Origin of the sequence: Bradyrhizobium sp. 149 (genome assembly GCF_023073915.1) — a bacterium.
In the GTDB taxonomy this organism is placed as follows: domain Bacteria; phylum Pseudomonadota; class Alphaproteobacteria; order Rhizobiales; family Xanthobacteraceae; genus Bradyrhizobium.
The window spans coordinates 338,823-362,509 of sequence record NZ_JADPKK010000020.1 but is presented as its reverse complement, the minus strand read 5'-3'; the positions used below and the strand labels follow the sequence as shown (position 1 = coordinate 362,509).

Annotated in this window: 25 protein-coding genes and 1 tRNA gene; 19 read left to right on the top strand and 7 right to left on the bottom strand. The window is 57.0% G+C overall.

The window, feature by feature from the left end; translation table 11 throughout:
• The first annotated feature begins 2 nt into the window (after positions 1–2).
• The 3 genes from hpaH to IVA88_RS16810 are packed head-to-tail and all read left to right on the top strand — an operon-like array spanning position 3 to position 2,113.
• The gene (gene hpaH, locus IVA88_RS16820) at positions 3–806 is read left to right on the top strand and encodes a 2-oxo-hept-4-ene-1,7-dioate hydratase (RefSeq protein ID WP_247498337.1); all 804 of its coding nucleotides are present in this window, start codon (positions 3–5) and stop codon (positions 804–806) included.
• A 25-nt stretch (positions 807–831) separates the two neighbouring features.
• Positions 832–1,224 (top strand): RidA family protein, encoded by a 393-nt coding sequence (locus IVA88_RS16815; RefSeq protein ID WP_247498336.1) that lies wholly within the window; start codon positions 832–834, stop codon positions 1,222–1,224.
• A gap of 13 nt (positions 1,225–1,237) precedes the next feature.
• Positions 1,238–2,113 (top strand): amidohydrolase family protein, encoded by an 876-nt coding sequence (locus IVA88_RS16810; RefSeq protein ID WP_247498335.1) that lies wholly within the window; start codon positions 1,238–1,240, stop codon positions 2,111–2,113.
• A gap of 128 nt (positions 2,114–2,241) precedes the next feature.
• Here the strand turns inward: IVA88_RS16810 and IVA88_RS16805 are convergent, their stop codons facing one another.
• Positions 2,242–3,237 (bottom strand): LLM class flavin-dependent oxidoreductase, encoded by a 996-nt coding sequence (locus IVA88_RS16805; protein WP_247498434.1) that lies wholly within the window; start codon positions 3,235–3,237, stop codon positions 2,242–2,244.
• A 281-nt stretch (positions 3,238–3,518) separates the two neighbouring features.
• Here IVA88_RS16805 and IVA88_RS16800 point away from each other — a divergent pair, with 281 nt between their 5' ends.
• From IVA88_RS16800 to IVA88_RS16790, 3 genes are all read left to right on the top strand, one after another.
• Entirely contained in the window at positions 3,519–4,022 is a 504-nt protein-coding gene (locus IVA88_RS16800) for a Twin-arginine translocation pathway signal (RefSeq protein ID WP_247498334.1), read from the top strand.
• A gap of 11 nt (positions 4,023–4,033) precedes the next feature.
• Positions 4,034–4,663 (top strand): ferric reductase-like transmembrane domain-containing protein, encoded by a 630-nt coding sequence (locus IVA88_RS16795; RefSeq protein WP_247498433.1) that lies wholly within the window; start codon positions 4,034–4,036, stop codon positions 4,661–4,663.
• A gap of 220 nt (positions 4,664–4,883) precedes the next feature.
• Positions 4,884–5,360, top strand: coding sequence for a cyclic nucleotide-binding domain-containing protein (locus IVA88_RS16790; protein WP_247498432.1), 477 nt, complete (start codon positions 4,884–4,886; stop codon positions 5,358–5,360).
• Positions 5,361–5,496: 136 nt separating this feature from the next.
• On the opposite strand, the gene IVA88_RS16785 is transcribed toward IVA88_RS16790, so the two are convergent.
• Positions 5,497–5,844 carry a DUF3024 domain-containing protein gene (locus IVA88_RS16785; protein WP_247498333.1) on the bottom strand — a complete coding sequence of 116 codons (348 nt, stop codon included), beginning with the start codon at positions 5,842–5,844 and terminating at the stop codon, positions 5,497–5,499.
• A 609-nt stretch (positions 5,845–6,453) separates the two neighbouring features.
• On the opposite strand from IVA88_RS16785, the gene IVA88_RS16780 reads away from it, so the two are divergent.
• Positions 6,454–7,863, top strand: coding sequence for a site-specific integrase (locus IVA88_RS16780; protein ID WP_247498332.1), 1,410 nt, complete (start codon positions 6,454–6,456; stop codon positions 7,861–7,863).
• On the opposite strand, the gene IVA88_RS16775 is transcribed toward IVA88_RS16780, so the two are convergent.
• Positions 7,802–8,425, bottom strand: a complete 624-nt coding sequence (locus IVA88_RS16775) for a hypothetical protein (protein ID WP_247498331.1) — start codon at positions 8,423–8,425, stop codon at positions 7,802–7,804. The genes IVA88_RS16780 and IVA88_RS16775 overlap by 62 nt on opposite strands.
• Before the next feature lie 630 nt (positions 8,426–9,055).
• Here IVA88_RS16775 and IVA88_RS16770 point away from each other — a divergent pair.
• Complete coding sequence (locus IVA88_RS16770) at positions 9,056–9,427, top strand: hypothetical protein (protein ID WP_247498330.1); 372 nt, start codon at positions 9,056–9,058, stop codon at positions 9,425–9,427.
• 149 nt (positions 9,428–9,576) lie between these two features.
• On the top strand, positions 9,577–10,119 hold the full coding sequence (locus IVA88_RS16765) for a recombinase family protein (RefSeq protein ID WP_247498329.1): 543 nt from the start codon (positions 9,577–9,579) through the stop codon (positions 10,117–10,119).
• Positions 10,120–10,126: 7 nt separating this feature from the next.
• On the opposite strand, the gene IVA88_RS16760 is transcribed toward IVA88_RS16765, so the two are convergent.
• Positions 10,127–13,141, bottom strand: a complete 3,015-nt coding sequence (locus tag IVA88_RS16760) for a type ISP restriction/modification enzyme (RefSeq protein WP_247498328.1) — start codon at positions 13,139–13,141, stop codon at positions 10,127–10,129.
• A gap of 152 nt (positions 13,142–13,293) precedes the next feature.
• Positions 13,294–14,184, bottom strand: coding sequence for a hypothetical protein (locus IVA88_RS16755; protein WP_247498327.1), 891 nt, complete (start codon positions 14,182–14,184; stop codon positions 13,294–13,296).
• Positions 14,185–14,603: 419 nt separating this feature from the next.
• Here IVA88_RS16755 and IVA88_RS16750 point away from each other — a divergent pair, with 419 nt between their 5' ends.
• From IVA88_RS16750 to IVA88_RS16735, 4 genes are all read left to right on the top strand, one after another.
• On the top strand, positions 14,604–14,834 hold the full coding sequence (locus IVA88_RS16750) for a hypothetical protein (RefSeq protein ID WP_247498326.1): 231 nt from the start codon (positions 14,604–14,606) through the stop codon (positions 14,832–14,834).
• A complete protein-coding gene (locus IVA88_RS16745) occupies positions 14,827–15,135 on the top strand; it encodes a hypothetical protein (RefSeq protein ID WP_247498325.1) in 309 nt (102 codons plus the stop codon). Before IVA88_RS16750 ends, IVA88_RS16745 begins: the two co-directional genes overlap by 8 nt.
• A 472-nt stretch (positions 15,136–15,607) precedes the next feature.
• On the top strand, positions 15,608–15,898 hold the full coding sequence (locus tag IVA88_RS16740; RefSeq protein ID WP_247498324.1) for a hypothetical protein: 291 nt from the start codon (positions 15,608–15,610) through the stop codon (positions 15,896–15,898).
• 172 nt (positions 15,899–16,070) lie between these two features.
• Positions 16,071–17,285 carry a DUF3631 domain-containing protein gene (locus IVA88_RS16735; RefSeq protein ID WP_247498323.1) on the top strand — a complete coding sequence of 405 codons (1,215 nt, stop codon included), beginning with the start codon at positions 16,071–16,073 and terminating at the stop codon, positions 17,283–17,285.
• A gap of 318 nt (positions 17,286–17,603) precedes the next feature.
• Here IVA88_RS16735 and IVA88_RS16730 read toward each other — a convergent pair.
• Positions 17,604–17,678: transfer RNA gene (locus IVA88_RS16730), tRNA-Thr, on the bottom strand.
• A gap of 316 nt (positions 17,679–17,994) precedes the next feature.
• Between IVA88_RS16730 and IVA88_RS16725 the strand changes: the two genes are divergently transcribed.
• From IVA88_RS16725 to IVA88_RS16705, 5 genes are all read left to right on the top strand, one after another.
• Positions 17,995–18,207, top strand: coding sequence for a hypothetical protein (locus IVA88_RS16725; protein WP_247498322.1), 213 nt, complete (start codon positions 17,995–17,997; stop codon positions 18,205–18,207).
• 41 nt (positions 18,208–18,248) lie between these two features.
• Positions 18,249–19,955: an FAD-dependent oxidoreductase gene (locus IVA88_RS16720; RefSeq protein WP_247498321.1), complete on the top strand. Its 1,707-nt coding sequence runs from the start codon at positions 18,249–18,251 to the stop codon at positions 19,953–19,955.
• A 147-nt stretch (positions 19,956–20,102) separates the two neighbouring features.
• On the top strand, positions 20,103–20,411 hold the full coding sequence (locus IVA88_RS16715; RefSeq protein ID WP_247498320.1) for an EthD family reductase: 309 nt from the start codon (positions 20,103–20,105) through the stop codon (positions 20,409–20,411).
• 234 nt (positions 20,412–20,645) lie between these two features.
• A complete protein-coding gene (locus IVA88_RS16710; RefSeq protein WP_247498319.1) occupies positions 20,646–21,155 on the top strand; it encodes a hypothetical protein in 510 nt (169 codons plus the stop codon).
• Between the two features lie 19 nt (positions 21,156–21,174).
• Entirely contained in the window at positions 21,175–21,999 is an 825-nt protein-coding gene (locus tag IVA88_RS16705) for an alpha/beta hydrolase (protein WP_247498318.1), read from the top strand.
• A 6-nt stretch (positions 22,000–22,005) separates the two neighbouring features.
• Here IVA88_RS16705 and IVA88_RS16700 read toward each other — a convergent pair whose 3' ends face one another.
• On the bottom strand, positions 22,006–22,659 hold the full coding sequence (locus IVA88_RS16700; RefSeq protein WP_247498317.1) for a TetR/AcrR family transcriptional regulator: 654 nt from the start codon (positions 22,657–22,659) through the stop codon (positions 22,006–22,008).
• 82 nt (positions 22,660–22,741) lie between these two features.
• On the opposite strand from IVA88_RS16700, the gene IVA88_RS16695 reads away from it, so the two are divergent.
• Positions 22,742–23,680 carry an SDR family oxidoreductase gene (locus IVA88_RS16695; protein ID WP_247498316.1) on the top strand — a complete coding sequence of 313 codons (939 nt, stop codon included), beginning with the start codon at positions 22,742–22,744 and terminating at the stop codon, positions 23,678–23,680.
• Positions 23,681–23,687: the final 7 nt, after the last annotated feature.

Genomic DNA, 23,687 nt, shown 5'->3' with positions numbered 1-23,687 from the left:
CCATGCTGGATGCCGCCACGATCGAACGCCTTGCCGCGCGCCTCGACGAGGCCGAGCGCACCAAGACGCTGATCACGATGTTCTCGAAGGACTATCCCGAGTTCAGCATCGAGGATGCCTATGCCGTTCAGCGCGCCTGGACCAAACTTCAGCTCGGCCGCGGCCGGGTCATCAAGGGTCACAAGATCGGCCTGACCTCGAAGGCGATGCAGAATGCGGTCGGCATTTCCGAGCCTGACTACGGTGTGCTGTTCGCCGACATGTTCTATGCCGATGCCACTCCGATTCCGTTCGACCGTTTTCATGCGCCGCGGATCGAGGTCGAACTCGCCTTCGTGCTGAAGGCGCCGCTGCGCGGGCCCGATTGCACCATCTTCGACGTGCTCAACGCCACCGACTACGTGACCCCCGCGCTGGAGATCCTGGAGACGCGCATGCACCGCGTCGATCCCGAGACCAGCAAGGCGCGAAAAGTCATGGACACGATCTCGGATAATGCGGCGAACGCCGCGCTGGTGCTCGGCGGCCGGCCGTTCCGCCCGATGGATGCGGACATGCGCTGGATTGGCGCGCTGTTGTTCCGCAATGGCGAGGTCGAGGAGACCGGGCTTGCCGCCGGCGTGCTCAATCATCCCGCCAATGGCATCGCCTGGCTCGCCAACCGCCTCGCGCCGCATGACGAGCATCTCGCCGCCGGCGAAATCGTGCTGGCGGGATCGTTCACGCGGCCGGTCGACATCCGCCGCGGCGACACGTTCCACGCCGATTACGGCGCCTTCGGCTCGGTGTCGTGCCAGTTCGTCTGAACCAACAATAAAGAGGGAGCGCACCATGACTGGTCAAACGCGGCGCAAAAGCATCCATATCGGCGGCTTCAAGCATGCCAATCCGATCCCGAACGCCTGCCGCATCGGCAATCTCGTAATGTCGGGCGTCATCCTCGGCCGCGATGGCGCGGGCGTGATGCCCGAGAGTCTCGACGCCCAATGCGCCAACATGTTCGCGCACATGAAGGCGACAGTGGAAGCTGCCGGCGGCACCACGGACGACATCATCAAGATGACGGTGTGGCTGAAGGACCGTACCCAGCGCGGTCCGGTCAACGTCGAGTGGCTAAAAATGTTTCCGGACGAGCATTCGCGCCCGGCGCGCCACGCGCTGCCGATGGACAACATGGACGGCGGCGCGCTGGTGCAGTGCGACTTCACTGCCGTGATCGACTGAGGGAGCCTGCCGCATGCCGACCTATCTGCCGTTCGATCCGAATCCGCGCCGCCCGGGCAAGGCGCCGCCGCCCAAAACCGTCGACAGCCAGTTTCACGTGCTGGGGCCCGCGGACAAATATCCCGAGCGTCCCGGCGCTGCCTACCGGATGCCGACTGCGACCTGGGAAGCGGCGCTGCGCGTGCACAAGACGCTCGGCATCGAGCGCGGCATCATCGTGCAGACCACGACCTACGGCGCCGATCATGCCGTCGTGCTCGACGGCCTCGCCGCGATGGGCCCGAACTATCGCGGCTGCGCCAACGCACTGGTGTTCGCCGAGGCGAACGACGCTTATCTCGCCAAGCTGCATGATGCCGGTGTCCGCGGCGCGCGCTTCAGCTTCCGCCAGGAGCTCGGCGCGGTGCTATCCGACGCCGATTTCGCCCGCGCCATTGCACGCATCCGCGAGCTCGGCTGGTACGTCAAGATCCAGCCGGAGAAGGACGGCATCGTCTCCAGCGTCGCAAAGTACGAGAATCTCGACGTGCCCGTGCTGATCGACCACATGGCGCGGCCCGATCCGGAAGCCGGCAACAACGATCCGAATCTGCGCAAGATGCTCGAGCTGCTCGCCAAGGGCAATTTCTGGGTGATGCTGTCGCTCGGCGAGAAGACCTCGAAGCTTGGGCCGCCCTACGACGACGTGATCCCGATCGCGCGGGCCTATATCGAGGCAGCTATCGACCGCTGCGTCTGGGCCAGCGACTGGCCGCATCCGGTCTCCGTCAAGCAACCGCCCAACGATGCCGACCTGCTCGAGCTGATGTACCGCTACGCGCCCGACCAGGCGGAGTTGGAGAAGGTTTTGGTGCACAATCCGGCGAAGCTGTTCGGCTTTCCGGATTAGGGCCACCTGTCATTGCGAGGAGCGAAGCGACGAAGCAATCCAGACTTGCTTCCGCAGAATGGATTGCTTCGCTTCGCTCGCAATGACGGGCGCGCGGTGCTAAGTCGGTCGCGTTAGATCCTGCCCGCTCACCCCGCCAGCCGGTCCCGCACCTCGGCCGCGATCTCGAACGAGCGCAGCCGCGCGGCGTGGTCGTAGATCTGTCCCGTCGTCATCAATTCGTCCGCGCCGGTATCGGCGATCAGCGCCTTCAGTTTTTGTTCGACAACTTCAGGCGAGCCGACCGCGGAGCAGGACAGCGACTGGCCGACCATCGCCTTTTCCGCCGGCGACCACAGCGCGTCCATGTCGTCGACCGGCGGCGGCAGCGGGCCGGGCGTGCCGCGGCGCAGATTGATGAACTGCTGCTGCAGCGAGGAGAACATGCGCTGCGCGTCCTCATTGCTGTCGGCAGCGAACACATTGACGCCGACCATCGCATAGGGCTTGTCGAGCTGCGCCGACGGCTCGAAGCGCGCGCGATATTCCCGCAGCGCCCGCATCATCATTTGCGGCGCGAAATGTGATGCGAACGCAAACGGCAGGCCGAGCATGCCTGCGAGCTGCGCGCCAAAGGTGCTGGATCCCAGGATCCACAGCGGCACCTTGGTGCCCATGCCGGGCACGGCGCGGATCGCCTGATTCGGTTGCACATCGCCGAGCAGCGCCTGCAACTCCAGCACGTCCTGCGGAAAATTCTCCGAACTCGTGGCGAGATCGCGCCGCAGCGCCCGTGCGGTGAACTGGTCGGTGCCCGGCGCGCGGCCGAGCCCGAGATCGATCCGCCCGGGATAGAGCGAGGCCAGCGTGCCGAACTGCTCGGCGATCACCAGCGGCGAATGGTTCGGCAGCATGATTCCGCCGGAGCCGACCCGGATCGTCCTGGTGCCGCCCGCGATATGCCCGATCACCACCGACGTCGCCGCGCTCGCGATGCCCGTCATGTTGTGATGCTCGGCCAGCCAGAACCGCTTGTAGCCGCAGCCCTCGGCATGCTGCGCGAGATCGAGCGAATTGCGAAACGCCTGCGCCGCATCGCCGCCTTGGCGGATGGGCGCGAGGTCGAGCAGGGAGAAGGGGATCATGTGTGGCACCGGCGTGAAGGATCTGCGCGTCTGGAACATCACATGTAGTGTCAGCGCGTCGGATGGGTAGAGCACTTGCGAAACCGTCATGGTTCGTCATCGCGCAAGGCGCGCCAGGTTTCGCTTCCGCTCGGTCCATCCTGCGAAGCTGTTCGAGCGCCCAAAACTCCGTTCACAACACCGTCATTGCGACCCGTTGCGCCCCTCGGCCCAACTGGGCGTCTGGCGCGTGTTGTTGTACGCTCGCTGGAGCCATTGGATGCTCGCCAGGAGGAACCGACATGACCAAGGTCGTACTCAATCGCCGCAATTTCCTCGTCGCCGGCAGCTCCGTTCTGGCAACCGGGCTTTTGGCAACCGGCGTTCCCGGGCTGCTGTTGCCTGCCGGTGCGAACGGCCTCGCACCAACCGATTCGATGTCGGGCGGGGCGAACAACTACCGCAAGGGCGCGGCGATCGTGGAGCGGATCGGAAAGGGGGGCTTCTGGATGAGCGGCACCGTGCGCCGCGCCGGCGACGGGGCGCCACTCGCCGGGCAGCGCATCCAGATCTGGGCGCACACCACCGAAGGGCAGGAGCACGAGCCGCAGAGCCATGGCGCCACGCTCACCGACAAGGACGGCAAGTTCCGGCTCGAGATGCCGCAGATCATTCCGATCTTCGGCCAGCCGCATGGCCATCTCGCCTATGACAGCGGCGAATTCAAAACCGTCTTCCTGCGGCCGGTGATGCGGAGCGCCAAGGAAACCAGCCTCGAGGCGCACTTCGTCCTTCAGCCGGCCTGATCGCATTGCCAATCAAGGGGTGGCAATCGGCCCGGGCGAGCCTGATCTGGGTCGCCCTTGCCTTGGCCATCGGCGTGCCGATCGCGCTCGCTGCCGGAAGCGAGCAGCTCGCATGGCGCGGCCCGGTCTACATCCTCGCCGGCTTCGCCGGGATCATTGCGCTCGGACTCGTGCTCGTTCAGCCCCTGCTGATCGGCGGCTATTTGCCGGGATTGTCGAGCTATCGTGGACGGCGTGCCCATCACTGGATCGGCGGTGCGCTTGCCCTGATGGTCGTGATCCACGTCGCCGGCCTCTGGATCACCAGCCCGCCCGACATGATCGACGCCCTGACCTATACGTCACCGACGCCGTTCTCCCCGTTCGGCGTGACCGCCATGTGGGCCATCTTCACCGTCGCGCTCCTGGCGCTGTTACGCCGGCGATTGGGATTGCGACTGCGCACCTGGCGCATCGTCCATATTCCCCTCGCGATCGTCATCGTCGCAGGCAGCGTGGCCCATTGCCTGCTGATCGAGGGGACGATGGAGACGATCTCGAAGGTCGCGCTTTGCGCAGCTGTCCTCGCGGTGACCGTCAAGGTCATGGTTGACCTCTGGCGAAAGCGGACGCTGCGCGGTGGCAGCATTGCGCGGCAGTAGCGTAGGGTGGGCAAAGGCGCGTAGTGCCGCGCCCAGCATCGATCCATTTAATAATGGTTGGTGGGCACGGTTCGCTTGGCCCTTGCGAGCTGCGCGGAAGCATGATGGGTTTCGCAAGTGCTCTACCCATCCTACGGAACTTGCGCAGACCGCCTTGTTGTCGTCAGCACCAATGTCTGCTCCGCTTGCCGCGGAAGGCGGTGAAGATTATCCTCGAGCAATGGCCGTCAGTGTCCCCGACCTGAAAGCATTCCTGCTCGCCACGCCGTTCTTCGGCGGTATCCCGGATCAAAGTCTCGACCTCCTGATTTCGATGCTGGTCGAGTGCCGATTTGATGCCGGAGCAACCGTCGTGACGGAGGGCGAGCCCGGACGCTCGCTGTTCATCGTCAAATCCGGGCGCCTGGCGGTGAGCAAACGGGCAAATGCGGGGAGCGTGATCCCGATTTCCGTTCTGGAGCCCGGCGATTTCTTCGGCGAGATGACGCTGATCGAAATGCAGAATCGCTCTGCCACGGTGATCGCGGAGAGTCCGACGGTGCTCTACGAATTGACGGCCCAGAAGCTCTACGCCTGCTACAAGGCCGATATCCACGCCTATGTGATCGTCCTGCAAAACATCAATCGCGAACTCTGCCGACGGCTGCGTCGTGCCGATGATCGCTTCACCGCGCAGCAGGTGGAGGACGAGAATTGATAATGCGTAGCCCGTAGGATGGGTAGGGCACTTGCAAAACCCATCATGTTTCGTCAGCGAGAAATGGCTCGATAGGCTTCGCTTCCGCCTACCCTCTTCGAGCTAGGGGGACAAGTCGCTCTACCCATCCCACGAGCTACCCGAAAAAGCAGCCGTGGGAGTCTTCCTGAACGACGTCAAAGAATTCTTCAATCGATGCCGCTTCCAAATGCGGCTGATAGCCGTGCCATTTCAGATCAGCTCGGTACCAATACAACTTCCAGCTTTTCTTGCTCTTGTTGTAGGTCGCTTTTGCGATCGGATGTTCGAGCATCTTGGCTTGCTCGCGCCAATGGGGTCGGACTTCGTATATCTCGACGCTCTGACCGGCGACGCGGAATGCCAGGTCGACCTTGGCCCGGAGATGTGCCGGCGGTCGCCGCTTCTCCACGAATTCAGCGGCCAGCTTTTCGCAACGCTTCTTTTCAAATTGTGAGAGTGTCATGGGCGATTGGCACCGAAGGCTACCTTGTGGTCGCATGCTTGCTGCGCTTCGAATTTTGATGGTGATGATGAGGATACGCGGTGCTTTGACAAGCGGGTCACGGTCTTGAACCGGGATTGAGACGTATCGCGGCGGTTTAGTTCCGCGTATCGTCCTTGATCCGACCCGTCGGGCAAAACACCTGGCTACACCAGTATGCTGCTGTGCGGTTCTTCCTGCGTGTGCTTTCGCGCAGCGGACCGCGGGTGCCAGCCGGCACCCGGTCTTCCCTGCGCTCTCTTCACCGAGGAGGGCTACGGAAAAGCAAAACTCGGGCGTTTGATGCCGCGAGAATGCTGCTTCGTGCGTGATTTGACCGAGGGAATGGTGCTGCCAGACAGGATTGAACTGTCGACCTCTCCATTACCAAGGGAATGATTTAGTTTGGATTTTTGTAGCAAATACAAGTAGTTGTTCTAAAAAATTCGAGTTCGGGGTGGCGATGGGGGTGGCAACTCGATTGATTTTTGGCGATTTGACAATTATCTTTGCCGTTGCATGAACGACATTGTCGGTTGCGTTGTATAAAAATACAACCAAATTCTTGAGGCGGCTATGGCAATAGAGCGAATGAAAGATAAGCCCCACGGGAAGGCCCGTAAGCTGCCATGGCGCTACCGCGATCGCGCTAACAGCCTCACGCGTTATTTCAAAACTAGAAAGGAAGCAGAGGAATTTCAGGAAGAGAACAACAGCCGGAAGCGACGTACCGGGTTGGGTCTTCCTACAACTATGGCAGACCTAAAGAGGTACACGGTCAGAGATATCATTCGCAGCTACATGCATTGCGGAAATCTGATTACGGAAGACGATGAAATCTACGAGGATGAAGACGAGCTGTTCGAGATTGGAAGACGCGGCGGACTCGCTCTTAATGTGCTCCTAACTCTTCAGAAGTTTTCGGCTCGCGATATATGCTCGCTCTCTCTCCACGATTTCAATGCTGTCGTTGCCGAGCAGTATCGCGACGATCGATTGAGGGAAACGGTAAAGCCTCCCGGGAGTCGCGGTGAACCAAAGCCTATTAGCCCTAGAACGGTGCGTTGGGAGATCAGCAGGATACAACTAGCGTGGAAGATGGCCAGGAAGTGGCCGGGTCTCAGCCATTTAGAAAACCCGTGGGAGGGTATGAGAGTTAAAGGTTCAACAGGAGGACGGCGAGAGCGCTCCCTAGAGGAAGGAGAGCTAGAAAGGCTTACAGGCGCCTGTGAGGGCTGCCTAGGTCTCAACCGATACTATGTCTCGCTAGCTATCCATCTAGCCGTTGAGACTGGACTAAGACGACAGGAGGTAATGAACCTCGCCTGGGAAGATATAGACGCCAAGAAGCGTCGTATCAAAATACGAAAGAGCAAAACGGATAGTGTGACGGGGAGTAAGGGAGCTGAAATAGTCCTGCCGGCGCAGGCTGAATTTCTGTTGCTCCAGCTTGCGCTGTCATTGAACCATGACGGAAGTCTTCCGGGACCGGAGAGGGTAAGAGTAACGAAGCCGGGGAAACTACCGAAGGGCAGGATATTCCCGATGACGGGAGAGGCTTTTACACAAGCGTTTGGCGACGTTGTGAGGAGAGCAAAGATCGAGGATCTGACTTTCCATGATCTTCGCAGGACGGCAAATACTAACTTCATCCAAGCCGGATTGAGCTTAGAAGAACGCAACATCATGCTGAGACATGCCGACAAGAGCATGAATGCCGTCTATCAGGGTCGGAATGTTCTTCTGAAGCAAATACAGGATAAACTGGATCGCTATCAGTTAGGAATGACGTTGGCAGAAGCCGAGCGCAGGGAAGACGAAAAGCAGAAGGAGTTTGAGGGCTACTGCGAGGACGGACTACGGGCAGGATTGGAGAGGGAGGAAGCGATCGAGGAAGCCAAGGCAAAGATGTTCCGGATGCATCCTGAAGAGGAGGAGCTTAAAGATTTCGTTGCTTCGCTACCATCAAGACAAGCCCGCCTAGCTGAGGAAGAAGCGTAAGCAGAAGAAGACGCAGCATAGCGAAGTCGTCAGCGGATGGATGGAAGCGATCCTGACTCATCCAGGTAATCAGCTTTGCAGCAGAAGCTATCTGAGGGTCGGCAGTGGAGGAGACCTGCGCACGGGCTTCCCTGAGGCTTTCTATTGCTTGCTGTTCTTCCTTCTCCAACTGCCTGCATTTGTCTCCGCGTTTGAGACATTCGGAAGCACGCGAAGCGGAAAGAATATCTAAGCGGCGTTGGGCATCTGCTACGGCTGGCGTTATCCGCTCTGCCCTAACAGTATTTGCTTCAGAGAGATTGAAACTAGCAAACCCTAGGCTGTTGGTAAGAGCGAAGACAAACAGCACCGGCCACACAATACACGCGACAGCGAAGCTTCCGCGTTGACGGCATACCCACAAAGCTTTTGCCTGGGAGAGGAGAAAGAACATCACCGCTTCCGCGATGAATCCTAGCGAAGACAACAGAACCTTGTCGGGTAACGAGCTGCCTCGACTCCAGGCGAACCAAGCGTTGATGCCTAATCCGACTGCTCCGAGGCTGTAGGCGAGGATCACCAAGGCGTAGTTAGTCTTGGGTATTGATTTGGGGTCTACAGTCTCTTCGGGCAGAGCTGCCCTAGGAGGGACGTAAGGCGTTAATCCCCTAGTTTCGTAGCCTTCCGCTGGCTCATTCTTTTGTAGTGTGAGTATTGGTGCCTGAGGCACTAGTATCTTGTCTCGATACTCTTGTTCTTGCCTTCTTCGAGAGGCTTGCTTTTCCCGTCTAGTAGTTCTCATTGAATTTCCTTTCATGGTCCACAGCAGAAAACCCCAGCCGAGTGGACTGAGGTTTTCGGTAGTAGACCTGAAGGGGTTTGGCTTAGATCAGGAAGTAGACTTTATAGTCTACCGCAATTATTAAATATATAGTACATAAAATAATGCACTAAGTCAAATAGGATGACTTGTATAAGCAAGCCTAGGAATACGAAATAGGAAATTTTTCTGCGATTTTATTGAGGTGTAATTTATTGCTGATTGAAGGCCCCGTACACCCCCGTATCGGTCTTCGGCAATCCTTTTTCATCGGTAGGCTAGAATATTATTCCAAAAACAGCAAAACTAGAGTCTTTCCACCTACATCATCGGCCTTGAAGTCTTTCTTTCCATGAGTAACCTAGTTCACGTTATTCATATAGGAGAATGATGATGGCTATTAAAGAAAGACAATTACCAAAAGACATCAACAGCATGACGCTGGAAGAAATCTCGGCCTATCTTCAAGACCGGAAGGAGCAAGAGACCAGAGAGCGCCATCAGAAAGCGATAAAGGCGAAGGCAGAGTTAGAAGCTTATTGTCAGGAGAAGTACGGTCTTTCTCTGGCGCAGGTCTACACGGCTTCCGACAAGCCTCCTTCCGAAAGGAAGCAATACAAGCATCCCGAGACTGGAGAGATTTGGGCATACTCTGGACGGGGCAAGGTTGCGGCATGGGCCAAGGGACCTGATGGGAAGCCCAATCCAGACTACGAAGTGACGAACGTGCGCGATCTTGGGCTCGTCGCGAGCCAGCGCAGCTAAACAACTAGAGAAGGGTTTGCGGCTGCAAGCCCTCTTCTTTTGTCCAGGCCTGTCCAAAACTTAAGAGTTATGGACGACCCAAATCACCCTGAAATCTCACTGCAATTTTTGTCCATATATCGAGTCCAAAACTCCCGAAGGAAACGGCCATGACTGTTTACGGATATGCCCGCGTATCGACGGACGGGCAGACACTCGACACACAGCGCGCCAAGCTCACAGCGGAGGGCGTAGAAAGGATATTCGCGGAGAAGGAGAGCGGAGCGAAGACCGATCGGAAAGCGCTTCAGGCGGCTCTGAAGGCGCTGAAGCCGGGAGACCTGCTGTTAGTGACCCGGCTCGATAGGCTGGCACGGTCAACCCTAGACCTGCTCAACAGCTTGGACGCGATCAGCAAGGCCGGAGCGGGCTTCAGGTCATTGGCCGATACCTGGGCTGATACGACTACGCCGCATGGCAAGCTGATGATTACGATCCTTGGAGGGCTAGCCGAATTCGAGCGCAGCTTGATCCTAGCGAGAACGGGAGAAGGCAGGGCAAGGGCAATGGCCAGAGGGGTGAAGTTTGGCAGGAAGCCAAAGCTAAGCCCGTTTCAAATCGAAGAGGCGAAGCGGAGACGGGAAGCAGGGGAGAGCCAGACCAATATCGCTCGGAGCTACAACGTTAGCCATCAGACAATCGGTCGGCTGTAATCATCATCTATCGCTTGGCGCGTTTCATTTCCTCCGCAATCTTCATCGTCTCGACACTAACCGAGGTAACTTTTTTAAGGAGGTCAATCACCTCAACCTTATAAGTCGAGAATTGATACCGGTCGAACCTTTCGCGTATGGTTTCGTCCGTTTCCGATTTTTCCTTATATTGATCAAGAACCCAGTCGATGGCACACCGATTCCCTATTCTATAGGACCAAGCGGCGTCCGGCACGCCCGTTAAAGCGGTCTTACCATCAAGGTATATGATTCCGGCATCTTTATCCGTTCTGAGAATAGCTGTTTTTGAATTCGTATGTGCGGCTGCGCGCAGCGCAAATGGCTTAACATCTCGATAGCCGATGTGCAGCTTCATTAGCTTCTCCCCCCATTCCGCCCACTCGCGAAAGCCGGAGTAAAGTGGGATTCGCGGAAATTCTCGTTTAAGGTTTAAAGCATACTTCTCTCGATAGATGGGATCGTGCAACACGGCGTAGACATAGTGGAAGATCGCCTCCTTATCGATCTTCGGATGCCCGTTTTCATTTGCATAGTGTTTGACAAACTCCGCTTTTCCCCAGTCCGTCAGATTGACTTCATCGCCTCGATACAGAGGCACGATCTTAGTTCCTGCCGCCGCTGCGCTCAAGAAATTCAGGTCAATTAGGCCGTTGCTTGCAAGTACCGAGAATGGTTTTTCGGTCGCATCGCCAATGAAGCAAAGGAACACGTTGTCTTTGCGGGCGGTCAACTCGTCGGTCGAGCCGCGTTCATCGACAAACAGTTCAGAGTTGTAGAAATATTTTTGGACAAACGGTCGATAGCTGTAAGGCGCAATCCGTGCCGCGCTGAACGCTTCTTTCCGCTGGCTCTCGCCCCTCCGCTTTAAATTGCGGGATAGCTTGATCGATGGCTCTTCGGGAAATCCATTCGAGAGATAACTCTTATATACCTTAATGAAGTAGGCCATCTTCTCCTGGAGAAGGTCTTTCGAAAAATCCGTGACCCAGTCATCGCGATTGGTCGAGATACCCAACGTGTACAGCTTGAAAAGAGCGCGTTCTTGCGAACGATTGCTGGCATATTTTGTCTCGTGGGAAATGAAAGGCAGCAACTCACCAAAATCAGTGTTGGCTAAGTTGATCCAGTCGCCAACCGGCGTAGGCTTCACCCGATCGAACTCTATTGTCTCGAACTTCGTACTTTCAAGATAAGAGAGTTTTTCCTCTGCCGTCGCTTTCTGCGGCAGCCGAGCATAAGATATCTGGCGATCCTTTGTTTTCGACCGCTTTATTAGAAAACTGATGGCAACGCCGGTCTGTATGCCGAACACGTTGTGTGTCGTGCCAGACAGGCTTGGATCATCCCGGACGTCGCCACCAAGATCGAGAACATATATATCATTGAACTCGCTCAGGACCGTCTTGCGGAACCCATCATACGTTCGCTTGTCTAAAAACCCGCGGTTTGAAATGAATGCGATAATTCCGTTGTCGTCTATTCTATCAGATGCCCACCTGAAGAAACGCGCATACATGTCGTAAAGCTTAGTCTTCTGAGCATTTGATTGGTTGATGTAGGTAGCTCTTATCCTATCATCAATTATCGGATATTCTCGATTCTTGTTGTTGTCGTTTTCATTAAGCTGATTTGCATTGTAAGGTGGATTGCCGATTACGACGCTTATCTTCTTCTTATTTTGGCTCTTAATACGCTCAACGTTCTCCTCGCTGACACCGCCAAACAGGTCGATTTGCTGACCGCGCTGCGCTCTTAGCGCGGTAGTATTATCAAGCGTATCCACAAAGCACAGGTTGGGAAATTCCTCGTAAGCTCCAGCTATTGCTGCATAGCTAGCTTCTATGTTCAGGTTGGCAACGTAGTAGGGCAGGATGGCCACTTCGTTCGCATGCAACTCTTCTAAATATTTGTACCGCAGCTTGTTCGGCTGGCCGCGGAAATGCTCTATCAACTCGGTTATGAACGTGCCCGTTCCTGCCGCGGGATCTAAGATCTCAACGTTCTTCTCTATTAGAGATTTTCCAAAATGCTTATGACAAAGCCAGTCAGTGCTCGCGATCATGAACTTCACGATCTCATTAGGCGTGTAAACGACGCCAAGGCGATCGGCCGCTTTCTTGTTATATACCTTGTAGAAGTTCTCGTAGATGGTCTTTAAAAACGTCTGCTTCTCAACGTGATTTGCAACCAGCGCAGCTGCACTTTTGATCGCCGCGTAGTAAGATTTAAGCGACGACATCGTATCGTACTTAACTTTACCTTTGAAAAAGGTGTTTTCTAGATCGTAAAGTTCTCGGGCTACGTTGTTCTGTCGATGAAAATCAGAATTATCGAAGACCTGGCTAAAGATTTCTTCCGTGAGGATGTGCTGAATGAGCATTTCCCTCACGTCTGCAGGCGACACCTTTGGATTGATAGTATCTTGCGCGTGTCGAAGAAACTTTTCGGACGCCCTCTTGAACTGCGGATTGGCTTGCTCAGAGGTTTCGATCATGCGCCGCAGTTCGTTGAGAACAGCTGGAAGGTCGACTTTAAACTGCTCAACCGCGCGCCGAAAATCAGCAATTTCAGCTCGTTCATATGCGAAGAAGGCTTCGAGCAGCTTAGCCAGCTCGGCCGGGTCGTCTATGCGGCAACGCGAAACGCGCTTCCTGTTCTGTATTAGAACTGCTTCGCGCGTATCCTCGAATATGATGTTGTCCTGCGGGTAGCCCCTGCGGAATTTTTTCGCTATCTCTTCGTCTAAATCATCTTCTTCGTCTTTAGCTTCCCAGTAGCCGAAGGGCACTCGCAATTCAAATAGAAGCGCGCCATCAACATATCGCCGATCAGTCGTGTCGGCCAAACGATATTGCGGAATGAAGACTAGCTCCTTTGTCTTCCCTATTTCCTTCAAGAGCGTCTTAAAAGCTTCGCTAACGATGGACTCGCGAGCCTCTCCCGACACGCGTCGGAGGTCAGACAGTTCATTGAGATAGCGTCGGATATGTTGCTCAACCATAGCGTTGCTTATGCTACATAAATTGCGCTCCTACTATCCGAATCAACCTTCGTCCACAGGCAGGTTCTAGCGGTTATAGCGGGCTTAGGTTCTCGGGCTGATCGCGTGCGCGTTCAAGCGCACGATTTCGTTCGGTATCGAAGCTCCGGAGGCTAAATTGATATTTCAAGTTGCTCGCCGTTTGCGTTGTTAATGATCTCAAGGACCGTGGTTATTTCTAAAGCCTCATCAAGCATGGTCCCCTTATCATCGAAAACATAGATGAATTTGACTTTACATCTCATGGCGTCTCCTGAATGGAGCCCACTTACCTCGCGCTCATGAAAACGCCTCAACCACTGTTCGTCGGAAATTTTTGCGAACAGAGGAGACTTGCCTCTCATAAACTGCCACTTCGATTGGCCGGTCATATCCGGTCTTCGTATTGTCAATATGATTTCACCCTCGCTTTGCTTCTCGGTTGTTGTGACCTCGCGTGCAGCAACCTCTGGAGGGTCCCAAGTTTGGTTCAGGTCTACCTCGTGCTCGGTCCTCCCTGGGGCATCCAAGAGCAGCTTATCCTTCGGACCTAGCAGCCGCTTCGCGTTTTGTATTTGCCCCAAGGCGGCAAGCAGCCTTGCCTCTTGGATCGGAGTGTAGTCGCCTAAATGTCTAAGGTTGCTTGTAGCGGCGATGCCTCGAAGTTCATCTCTCAACTCCACCGCGCCGACCGTAGCTGAACTCTGATCTTTGTCTAAATATCTAATGGCGGCATACTTGGCTTCGACCAAAGCAGGACCAATAGCCTTCTTGTACTCACCCTCGCGCAGACCTTGATCATCGATCCGTTTGAGAAGGCTGCTTAAAATTACACGGAGCGATCCAGCCTCGACGTTTTCCAGAACCAGCTGAGGCTGCAATTTAGCATCTATTGAATCTGTGATGACCTCGTCGAGCTGTTCGAAGCCGTGAATAAGCTCACTTGCCGTATCAAATATGCGCGTAGGATTCCGCGCGGCTTTTTCGAAATCTATTCGGAAGGAAAAATCCGTCTCAAAGGTCATTGTTGATCAACTTCCAAGAAGCCTTCATCCCGCTTAGGAGGCGAAGAGCCACGCTCCGGCCGGCGTCAGAAAGACGACGCAACCGTGCAGCCTGATGGATCGTTTCGGCCATACATCTCTCGTTCAGTTGATAAAAATGTAGACCTCAACCTAAGTGAGTCGCGCTTCGAGTCCATAGCCGAAGTAGTCCGGGTAGACCCGGTAGAGGTAGTGGGAAGTACTCGCGGGAGGGCGGACCTATCACTGTTATGTGCGGGGAATTTGTCTTCTTATAAGACGAAGAAGATTAGATGAGGCTGCAACAGTTTATACTTAGTCTTTCTACTACTATTGCTGCAATGTACGGTACATATTACTTGACAAAGTAAGTATAAATCTATATAATATTAGTATTGTCAACAACTTATAGGATCTATTAGATGCGTGAGAACGACGCAGACATTGATGGCCAAATTTCCCCAAGCCTACAGAAAAGAATCAACAAGCTCATAGAGGACGAGGCCGAACAGCGGCAGCACACTTGGAGCTACTATCAGAAAATCAAGAAAGAAGACCCGGACCGATACTGGCGAAGTAAGACACAACAACAAATGGTCTCAGACGCTAGCGCTCTCGGAGAAGCTTTTCAGGACGGCAGTTTCAATGACTGAATTCAACAACATTGAAGCGCCTAAGCCAGCGGTGACTTATTGGAAATACGAGGAGCCAACAGCAGCGTATCCGCCGGGCTATTATCAAAACATAGGTGAAGAGTACCGAAACTTCATAATCATGAGAGAAGGCGAACACCTACTCTATACGATCAAGACAAAAGAAAACGGAAAGCCCCCTATCCCATTGCGAAGCAGCTTCACCAACAAAGTGAAAGCCATGGAATGCATCGACAAATTCCTTGAACAAGAAGCGAGTAATAGGGCGGCCGCAGAGAACAAGGAAAAGAATGAAAATTGAAATAACTCATTTCCTCGATGAGGACGGGTCAGCCCTTGTATCTGTTCCTCTCACTAACTCCGACACAAACGTCATCCTGTACGAGAGCGACTTCAATTCGCTTTATGAAACAGGTCTAGACCCGAGGTGGCGTCTAAGCATGGGCCAAATAATCGAGCGAGGGAGAGACAGGGTATCGGTAGCGCGGCTAGTAGCTGACGCAAAGAAAGGAGACAAAATCCAATACCTCGACAGAAACCCATGCAATCTAAAACGAGACAACCTCGTAACTGCCGAAGGCAATAGCAATCGAACGCGATGGAGAAGCTAGAACTTAGCAACCGCGCCCATCGATTTCTCAAAGAAAAAGTAGAACTCAGACACATTCATCAGCTTCCGTCCTGGGAAGCCTAGATTCTCTGCGAGTAGGTCCAACTACCTCTACCCGCTCTACCTATTCTCCCGAATTCAATTTCAACCTAAAGGACATACAATGACTACATACGACCCCAACACGATGCCGTTTTCTGGCGTCAACGCCCACGATCGTGGAGACCTGGCTATGCGAAAGCTTCAGCTTGAAGCTCGGGACACGGTGATTAACGGCACGCCGACTATTACGACATGGCAACCCACGGCTATCGATCTATCTGATCGCAATGCCCGTACGAATAGTAGAGAGCCGGTCAAGGTAGACCCTCAAACCAATCCGGCACGTGGTTTTGTGAAGCATCCCGACATGCCCACGCCAGCGAACCTCAAGGACATCAAAGTCAATCTGTAATGGCTGTATTCGACAAAGGTAGATTTGGCGACAGGCTCAAACAAAAGCCCGCGCCTAGACCGAAGCCGGGACTAGCGAGCGATGAGCGAAGGAAAGATTGGGAGGACGGATTTCTAGTCGGCTATCAGTCTGCCCTTGATCGATACATCTCGATTAAGAAGTAAAAGAAACAATGGAACACAAACACATACTTGATCAGGTCTACGAATACGTAGGACGATTTATCTACTATCCAAGCGAGCATGCTAGAATTCTCCATGTCGCCTGGATTGCTCACACCCACTTAGTGAACTCATTCAATGCAACGCCTAGATTGGCGATCCTCTCGCCAGAAAAGCGATCAGGGAAGACGCGACTTCTAGAGATAACGAAGTTGCTAGTTCAAAATCCAGTAGCGATGGTTAGCCCTAGTCCGGCATCCCTGTACAGCCTAATTGAGGCTGAGAAAATTCCTCCGACCTTCCTCATAGACGAAATCGGTCGCCTATTTGAGAGGAAAGAAATTTCTGATTTCCTCTCAATCGTTGAAGCCGGATTTCAACCCGGACAGACTGTCCGTAGAGTAAGTTTAGAAAACGGTCGGACCGTCGAAGAGTACAAAACCTATGCTCCCATTTTGATGGCTGGAATAGACAACAACAGGATGCAAGACACCATTGAAGACAGATCAGTGATTGTCAGGATGAAACGAAACGTCGGACCACGCTTGAAGTATCGTCCTAGCAAGCATGCGGCAGAAGGGTTGGAGCTACGGAGTAAGCTAGCAGAATGGGCTAAGGCTGTTTCGGATAAATCGAAAGAGATTGAACCTATCATGCCTGACGAACTCAACGACAGAGAGCAAGACAAGTTTGAACCGCTATTTGTCGTCGGCATTCTGGCTGATCAATCTAAGCCCGTTACCGATGTTACTGCCGATACGGATGTTACGGCTATTCCAGGGTGGTTAGACAAGATAAGAAATGCTGCCCTAGCTCTCTCCAATGAAGACAGAGAAACGGAAACGGAAAACAACAGCACAATCCTATTGAGAGATGCATACAAGATTTTTGGTGAAGCTCTCGATATCAAAACGTCGGAGCTATTAGACGGATTGCATCGTATCGAGGAAAGTCCGTGGTCTACCTACAACTACGGTAAGCCGATGGACGGAAGAGGATTGGCTAAGCTCTTAAAGCCCTATCGGATTGCGCCGACAACGATCAGGTTCGGAACAGGTACTGACAAGGGATATCATCGATCGGATTTTGAAGATGCTTGGAAGCGCTACCTAGGGATACCCTCTAAAACCAGCGTAACAATCGTGACAATGGTAACACCCGTAACGCTGGCTCCGTCTTCTCTCAGGATCAACGTCAACGGTAAGGACGAAATACTAGCCCTCTAAGCCTTTCCGTGTTCCGAGGCTTAGGACCTAGCCGGGATAGCAATCGCCGTCCCGGCTTTGCTTTGTCCGAAGCGCGTTCTGATTTACCGAAATTATGAGGACTAGAAACGAAAAACCCTCACGCCTTCGGAACGGCAGTGAGGGGCAGAAATGGCGAAGATGAACACAGAAGTATTCGTTTGCGAAAATGAACGCAGCGAACTTACGGGGTGGCAACGGGGGTGGCAGTGATTGCTTGGAAAAGCCAGCGACTCTAACAAAGGTTGCACGATCAATGTCTGCAACAAAACGCTAAGCCATTGATTGCTATCAGAGAAATGGTGCTGCCAGACAGGATTGAACTGTCGACCTCTCCATTACCAATGGAGTGCTCTACCACTGAGCTACGGCAGCATGTGCTGGGATCGAGAATCGGCCGCGACGAGGGGCCTACCAAGCGGGCCGATATCTGCCACAAGCCCCCCTCCTGTGCAAGCTTGCAGGTCCCGTCAAAACGATAAAATCGGGTCGATATCGGGGCCAGAATGCTTGTTTTGGCTCGGAAGGGCCCCCTTTCCGCCGATTCGGTTCCGATATCCCCGCCCAACTGGCCAGTTGCCCGATGCGCCGGATTCGATCCATTTCGATTTTCGCACGATCGGATCGCCCGGGCCTCTTGAGCTGCCTTATTCCGTGGGCATGGTAACGCCGATTGCTGTAATGGACCCCGATGGCAGACGAGACCGACAAGAGCACGAAGCAGGACTCGAGACAGGCGAGGTCGCCCCGCGACGACCGGCTAAAATCGGCGCTGCGCGAAAATTTGAAGCGGCGGAAGGTGCAGGCGCGCGAACGCGCCGCAATCACCGACCCCTCGCAGAATGAAGATGATTGCCTAGATGAGGGGACCGCCGGCAAGGTCGACAGCAAGACCGACAGCTAGAATCCGGCGATTAGATTTTTTTGGAGTGCATGGACGTGACAATGGGGCAGGACGAATCGCAACGAACCGAACGTGACGCGCTGATGTCGCGGTTCACCCGCCCCGAGCAGACCTTTCCGACGCTGACACCCGACGAAATCGAGCGTATCAGGCGTTTCGGCGAGATCCGGCTCTATGCCGACGGCGACATCCTGTTCGAGACCGGCAAGCCGGGGCCCGGCATGTTCGTCGTGCTGAAGGGCCATGTCGCCATCACCCAGCGCGACGGGCTTGGCAATGTGACTCCGCTGATCGAGCAGGGGCCGGGGCAATTCCTGGCCGAACTGAGCCAGCTCTCGGGACGGCCGGCGCTGGTGGACGGCCGCGCCGAAGGCGACGTCGAGACGCTGCTGTTGCCGCCGGAGCGGCTGCGCGCGCTGCTGGTCGCCGAGGCCGAGCTCGGCGAGCGCATCATGCGCGCGCTGATCCTGCGCCGGGTCAACCTGCTCCAGGGCGGTGTCGGCGGCGTCGTGCTGATCGGTCCGTCGCATTCCTCAGGTGTGGTGCGGTTGCAGGGCTTCCTCACCCGCAACGGCCAGCCGCATCATCTGCTCGATCCCGAGCGCGACCGCGACGCCGCCGATGTCATCGCGCGTTACTCGCCCAAGCCGGAGGACTGGCCGCTGGTCGTCACCCCCGATGGTGGGGTGCTGCGCAATCCCGGCGAAACCGAGCTTGCGCGCGCGATCGGCATGATCGGCGGTCCGCGCAACGACCGCATCTACGACGTCGCGATCGTCGGCTCCGGGCCGGCCGGGCTCGCCACGGCCGTGTATGCCGCGTCCGAAGGCCTCTCGGTCGCCGTGCTTGACACCCGCGCCTTCGGCGGCCAGGCCGGTGCCAGCGCGCGCATAGAAAACTATCTCGGCTTTCCGACCGGAATTTCCGGCATGGCGCTGACCGCGCGCGCCTTCAACCAGGCGCAAAAGTTCGGCGCGGAGATCATGATCCCGGTGACGGTGAAGTCGCTCGACTGCACGCGCAAGGACGGCGCGTTTTCGGTGGCGCTTGACGGCTGCGACCCGCTGCATTCGCGCGCGGTGGTGGTCGCAAGCGGCGCGCGCTATCGCCGGCCCGAGATCGAGAACCTGGACAAGTTCGAAGGCCGCGGCGTCTGGTACTGGGCGTCCCCGGTCGAGGCGAAGCTGTGCGCCGGCGAGGAAGTGGCGCTGGTCGGCGCCGGCAATTCGGCGGGGCAGGCGGCCGTGTTCCTGTCGGGGCACGCCAAGAAAGTGCTGATGATCATTCGCGGCGGCGGTCTTGGCGCCAGCATGTCGCGCTATCTCATCGAGCGCATCGAAGCGACGCCGAACATCGAATTGATGTTCAACACCGAGATCACGGCGCTTGAAGGCGACGAGGCCTCGCTGCTGCGGCGCATCCGCTGGAAGAGCCGGCTCTCGAGCGACGAGGATTTTGCCGACATCCGCAATCTCTTCCTGTTCGTCGGAGCCGATCCCGCCACCAATTGGCTCGACGGCTGCGGCGTGACGCTCGATCGCGCCGGCTTCGTCGTGACAGGCGCACAGTCCGAGCAGAACCAGGGCCGGCTGGTGGCGCCGCTGGAGACCTCCGTGCCCGGCGTCTACGCCGTCGGCGACGTCCGTTCCGGCTCGGTCAAGCGCGTCGGCGGCGCCATCGGCGAGGGCGCGCAGGTCGTGGCCTCCTTGCACGGCTTCCTCGGCGACGCCGCAAAGCCGGCGCTTTAGTCAAGTAGAACACAAGCAGATGGCAAGGCGAATGTGACTTGCCATCCTGCGGTCTGATGCGGGACTATCTCCTCATCCTGAGGAGCGCGCATCGCGTGCCTCCTCACCATGAGGATCGACAAGAAAACGCTTAACGGGAGGAACTAAATGGCTGAACTCGTCGTGCTCTACAAGACGCCCAAGGATGCTGCCGCCTTCGACAAGCATTATACCGAGACCCACATCCCGCTGGCGAAGAAACTTCCCGGCTTGAAGAAGTACGCCGTCAGCACGGGCGCCGTCGGCTCCCCCGCAGGACCGTCCGGAATCCATCTCGTCGCCATCCTCACCTTCAACAGCGTGGCCGACATTCAGGCCGCCTTCGGCAGCGAAGCAGGCAAGGCGGCGGCGGGCGACGTGCCGAAATTCGCCAGTGGCGGCGCCGACCTGCTGATCTTCGACACCAAGGAAGTCTGAGGCCGCATCGCATCGGCCCGCCGAACGCGGGCCGATATTGCGACGCTCGATTCAACTTTCGTCGAAGCCTGCTGTCGTTTGTGACAGCGCTGCAAAAAATTCAGCCATGCGTTTGTCGATTCGCACGACGATGCATGGCTGCGCGCGCATGTGCGGCGCCAGTGCATGTGGCAATTCGATGAGGTCCGTAATATTTGTCTTTCCGAACTCAATGCGCAGAGTAGGAGAGATGCCATGGTTCTCGGGTTGAGCTTGCCCGCCTTCACGTTGGTCCATGTCATCATCAGCCTGATCGGCATCGCCGCAGGTCTCGTCGTGATGTTCGGCCTGCTCGGCTCGAAATCGATGCCGGGCCTCACCGCGATCTTCCTGCTGTTCACGATCCTCACCAGCGCCACCGGCTTCCTGTTTCCGTTCAAGGAGCTGCTGCCGTCGCATATCATTGGCATCATCTCGCTGGTGCTGCTCGCGATCGCCTGCATCGCCCTTTACGGCATGAAGCTCGCCGGCGTCTGGCGTCCGGTCTACATCGTGACCGCGATGATCTCGCTCTATTTCAACGTCTTCGTGCTGGTGATCCAGTCGTTCCTGAAGGTGCCGGCGCTCGCCGCGCTCGCACCCGCCGTGGCGCCGGCACCACCCTCGGGCCCGGTGTTCGCTGTGGTGCAGGGCCTCGTGCTGGTGTTCTTCGTGGTGCTCACCATCGGTGCCTGGCGCCGCTACAAGCCGATGGCGTTTGCCTGATCGTTCAAGGAGCCTAACAATGCCTACCATCACCACCAAAGACGGCGTCGAGATCTTCTACAAGGACTGGGGTTCGGGCCAGCCGATCGTGTTCAGCCATGGCTGGCCGCTGTCATCAGACGATTGGGACACGCAGATGTTGTTCTTCGTCACCCACGGCTACCGCGTCATCGCCCACGACCGTCGCGGCCACGGCCGCTCGTCGCAGGTCGCCGACGGCCACGACATGGATCACTATGCCGATGATCTCGCGGCCGTGACCGCCCATCTCGACCTCAAGAACGCGATTCACGTGGGCCACTCCACCGGCGGCGGCGAAGTCGTGCGCTACATCGCGCGCCACGGCGAGAGCCGGGTGGCGAAGGCTGCAATCCTCTCGGCGGTGCCGCCGCTGATGGTGCAGACCGCGGCAAATCCCGGCGGCCTGCCGAAGAGCGTGTTCGACGGTCTCCAGGCGCAACTCGCCGCCAGCCGCACGCAATTCTACCGCGATCTCGCCGCCGGCCCGTTCTACGGTTACAACCGTCCCGGCGCAAAGCCGTCGGAAGCGGTGATCCAGAACTGGTGGCGCCAGGGCATGATGGGCGGCGCGAAAGCCCATTACGACGGCGTCGTCGCGTTCTCGCAAACCGACTTCACCGAGGATTTGAAGAAGATCACCGTGCCGGTGCTGGTGATGCACGGCGACGACGACCAGATCGTGCCCTACGCAGATTCCGCGCCGCTATCGGCCAAGCTATTGAAGAACGGCACGTTGAAGACCTACAAGGGCTTTCCGCACGGCATGCCGACGACGCACGCCGAGGCCATCAACGCGGATCTGCTGGCGTTCTTCAAGGGGTGAGCGGCCTCACGCCAATATCGCCCTGATCGCAGCGAAGGTGCGCTTGACGAAAGCTTCCGGCTTCTCCCGCGCCCCTTCGCCGATCCAGCTCTCGCCGCCGACGCGCATGGCGCCGGTGGCGATCATGGCGACGAGCCGCGCCTTCAGCCGGTCCGATTTGTTTCTGGCGCGGTGGGCGAGCCCTTCGGCCAGCGCCCGCTCGAGCTTCTCGTATTTGAGTTGGTCGCGTGCCCGAAGCGCGGGATTGTCGCGCTTGAGCCGCGACATTGCCGCAGCCTCCGCCGGATCGATCCGCTTGAGCGCCGCCGCGATCGCGTTCTCCGCCGCGGTCAGCATGGTTTCGCCCGCAGGTCGCGCCACGACCTCCGCGACCAGCGCGGCGGCGGCACCTTCCTGCCAGGCCGCGACCACGTCCTCTTTCGAGGCGAAATAATGGAAGAAGCTGCGTCGCGACACGTCCGCCGCGGCCGCGATGTCGTCGATGGTCGTGGCCTCGAAGCCGCGCTCCAGGAACAGCGCCATCGCTCCGCGGGTCAACCGCTCGCGGGTCTCTTGCAATTTACGCTGGCGCAGGCCGGCGCCATCAGGGGATTTTGCTCCTGCCGGCAATGGCTTGGCGCGCCTGTTGACCGATTTCCCGGCGACCTTCGAAAGCTTCAAATCATTTCACCACTTGCAAAGTTGCACCCAGTGCACATTTAGCTCGGTCGCGGGCCTTTTCCCAGCCCGATGGAGCTATGGCATGACCGACTGGACCACGGCAGACATCCCCTCTCTCAGCGGCAAGACCGCCATCGTGACGGGGGCGACCGGCGGCCTCGGCTACGAGACGGCGATGGCGCTGGCGGGCGCCGGTGCCATTGTCATACTCACGGGGCGCAATGACGCAAAGGGCCTGCGCGCGATCGAGGGCATTTGCGAGCGCTTTCCCGGTGCGCTGATCGCCTACGAGCATCTCGACCTCGCCAGCCTCCCGTCCGTGGCCGATTTTGCCAGGCGCTTCGCCGCCGGCAACGAGCAGCTCGACCTGCTCGTCAACAATGCCGGCGTGATGGCGCTGCCGAAGCGGCAGCAGACGGCGGATGGTTTCGAGATGCAGCTCGGCACCAACTATCTCGGCCATTATGCGCTGACGGCGCGGTTGTTGCCGCAGCTTCGCCGGGCGAAGGCGGCGCGCGTCGTCAATCTCTCGAGCCTCGCGCACCGCTCCGGTGCGATCAATTTCGACGATCTGCAAGGCAAGCATTCCTATCGTCCGTGGCGGGCCTATTGCCAGTCCAAGCTGGCGATGCTGATGTTTTCGCTGGAGTTGCAGCGCCGCAGCCTCGCCGCCGGCTGGGGCCTGACGAGCCTTGCCGCACATCCCGGCTACGCGCGGACCGATCTCATTCCGAACGGGCCGGGCATCACGAGCTTGCAGTCGCGTGTGAGCCGGTGGCTACAGCCTTTCATCAGCCAGTCTGCCGCGGAAGGCGCGTTGCCGACCTTGTTGGCCGCGACCTCGCCGGCAGCGGAGCCCGGCGGCTATTACGGTCCGAACTGGTTCTACGAATTGAAGGGGCCACCGAGGCCGGCGAAGATCATGCCGCAGGCAAGAGATTTCGCCTCGGCCGCCATGCTGTGGGACGTCTCGGCGACGTTGACCGGTGTATCCTTCGACGAGATCGCGGCCGCCGCATGAGCCGCGA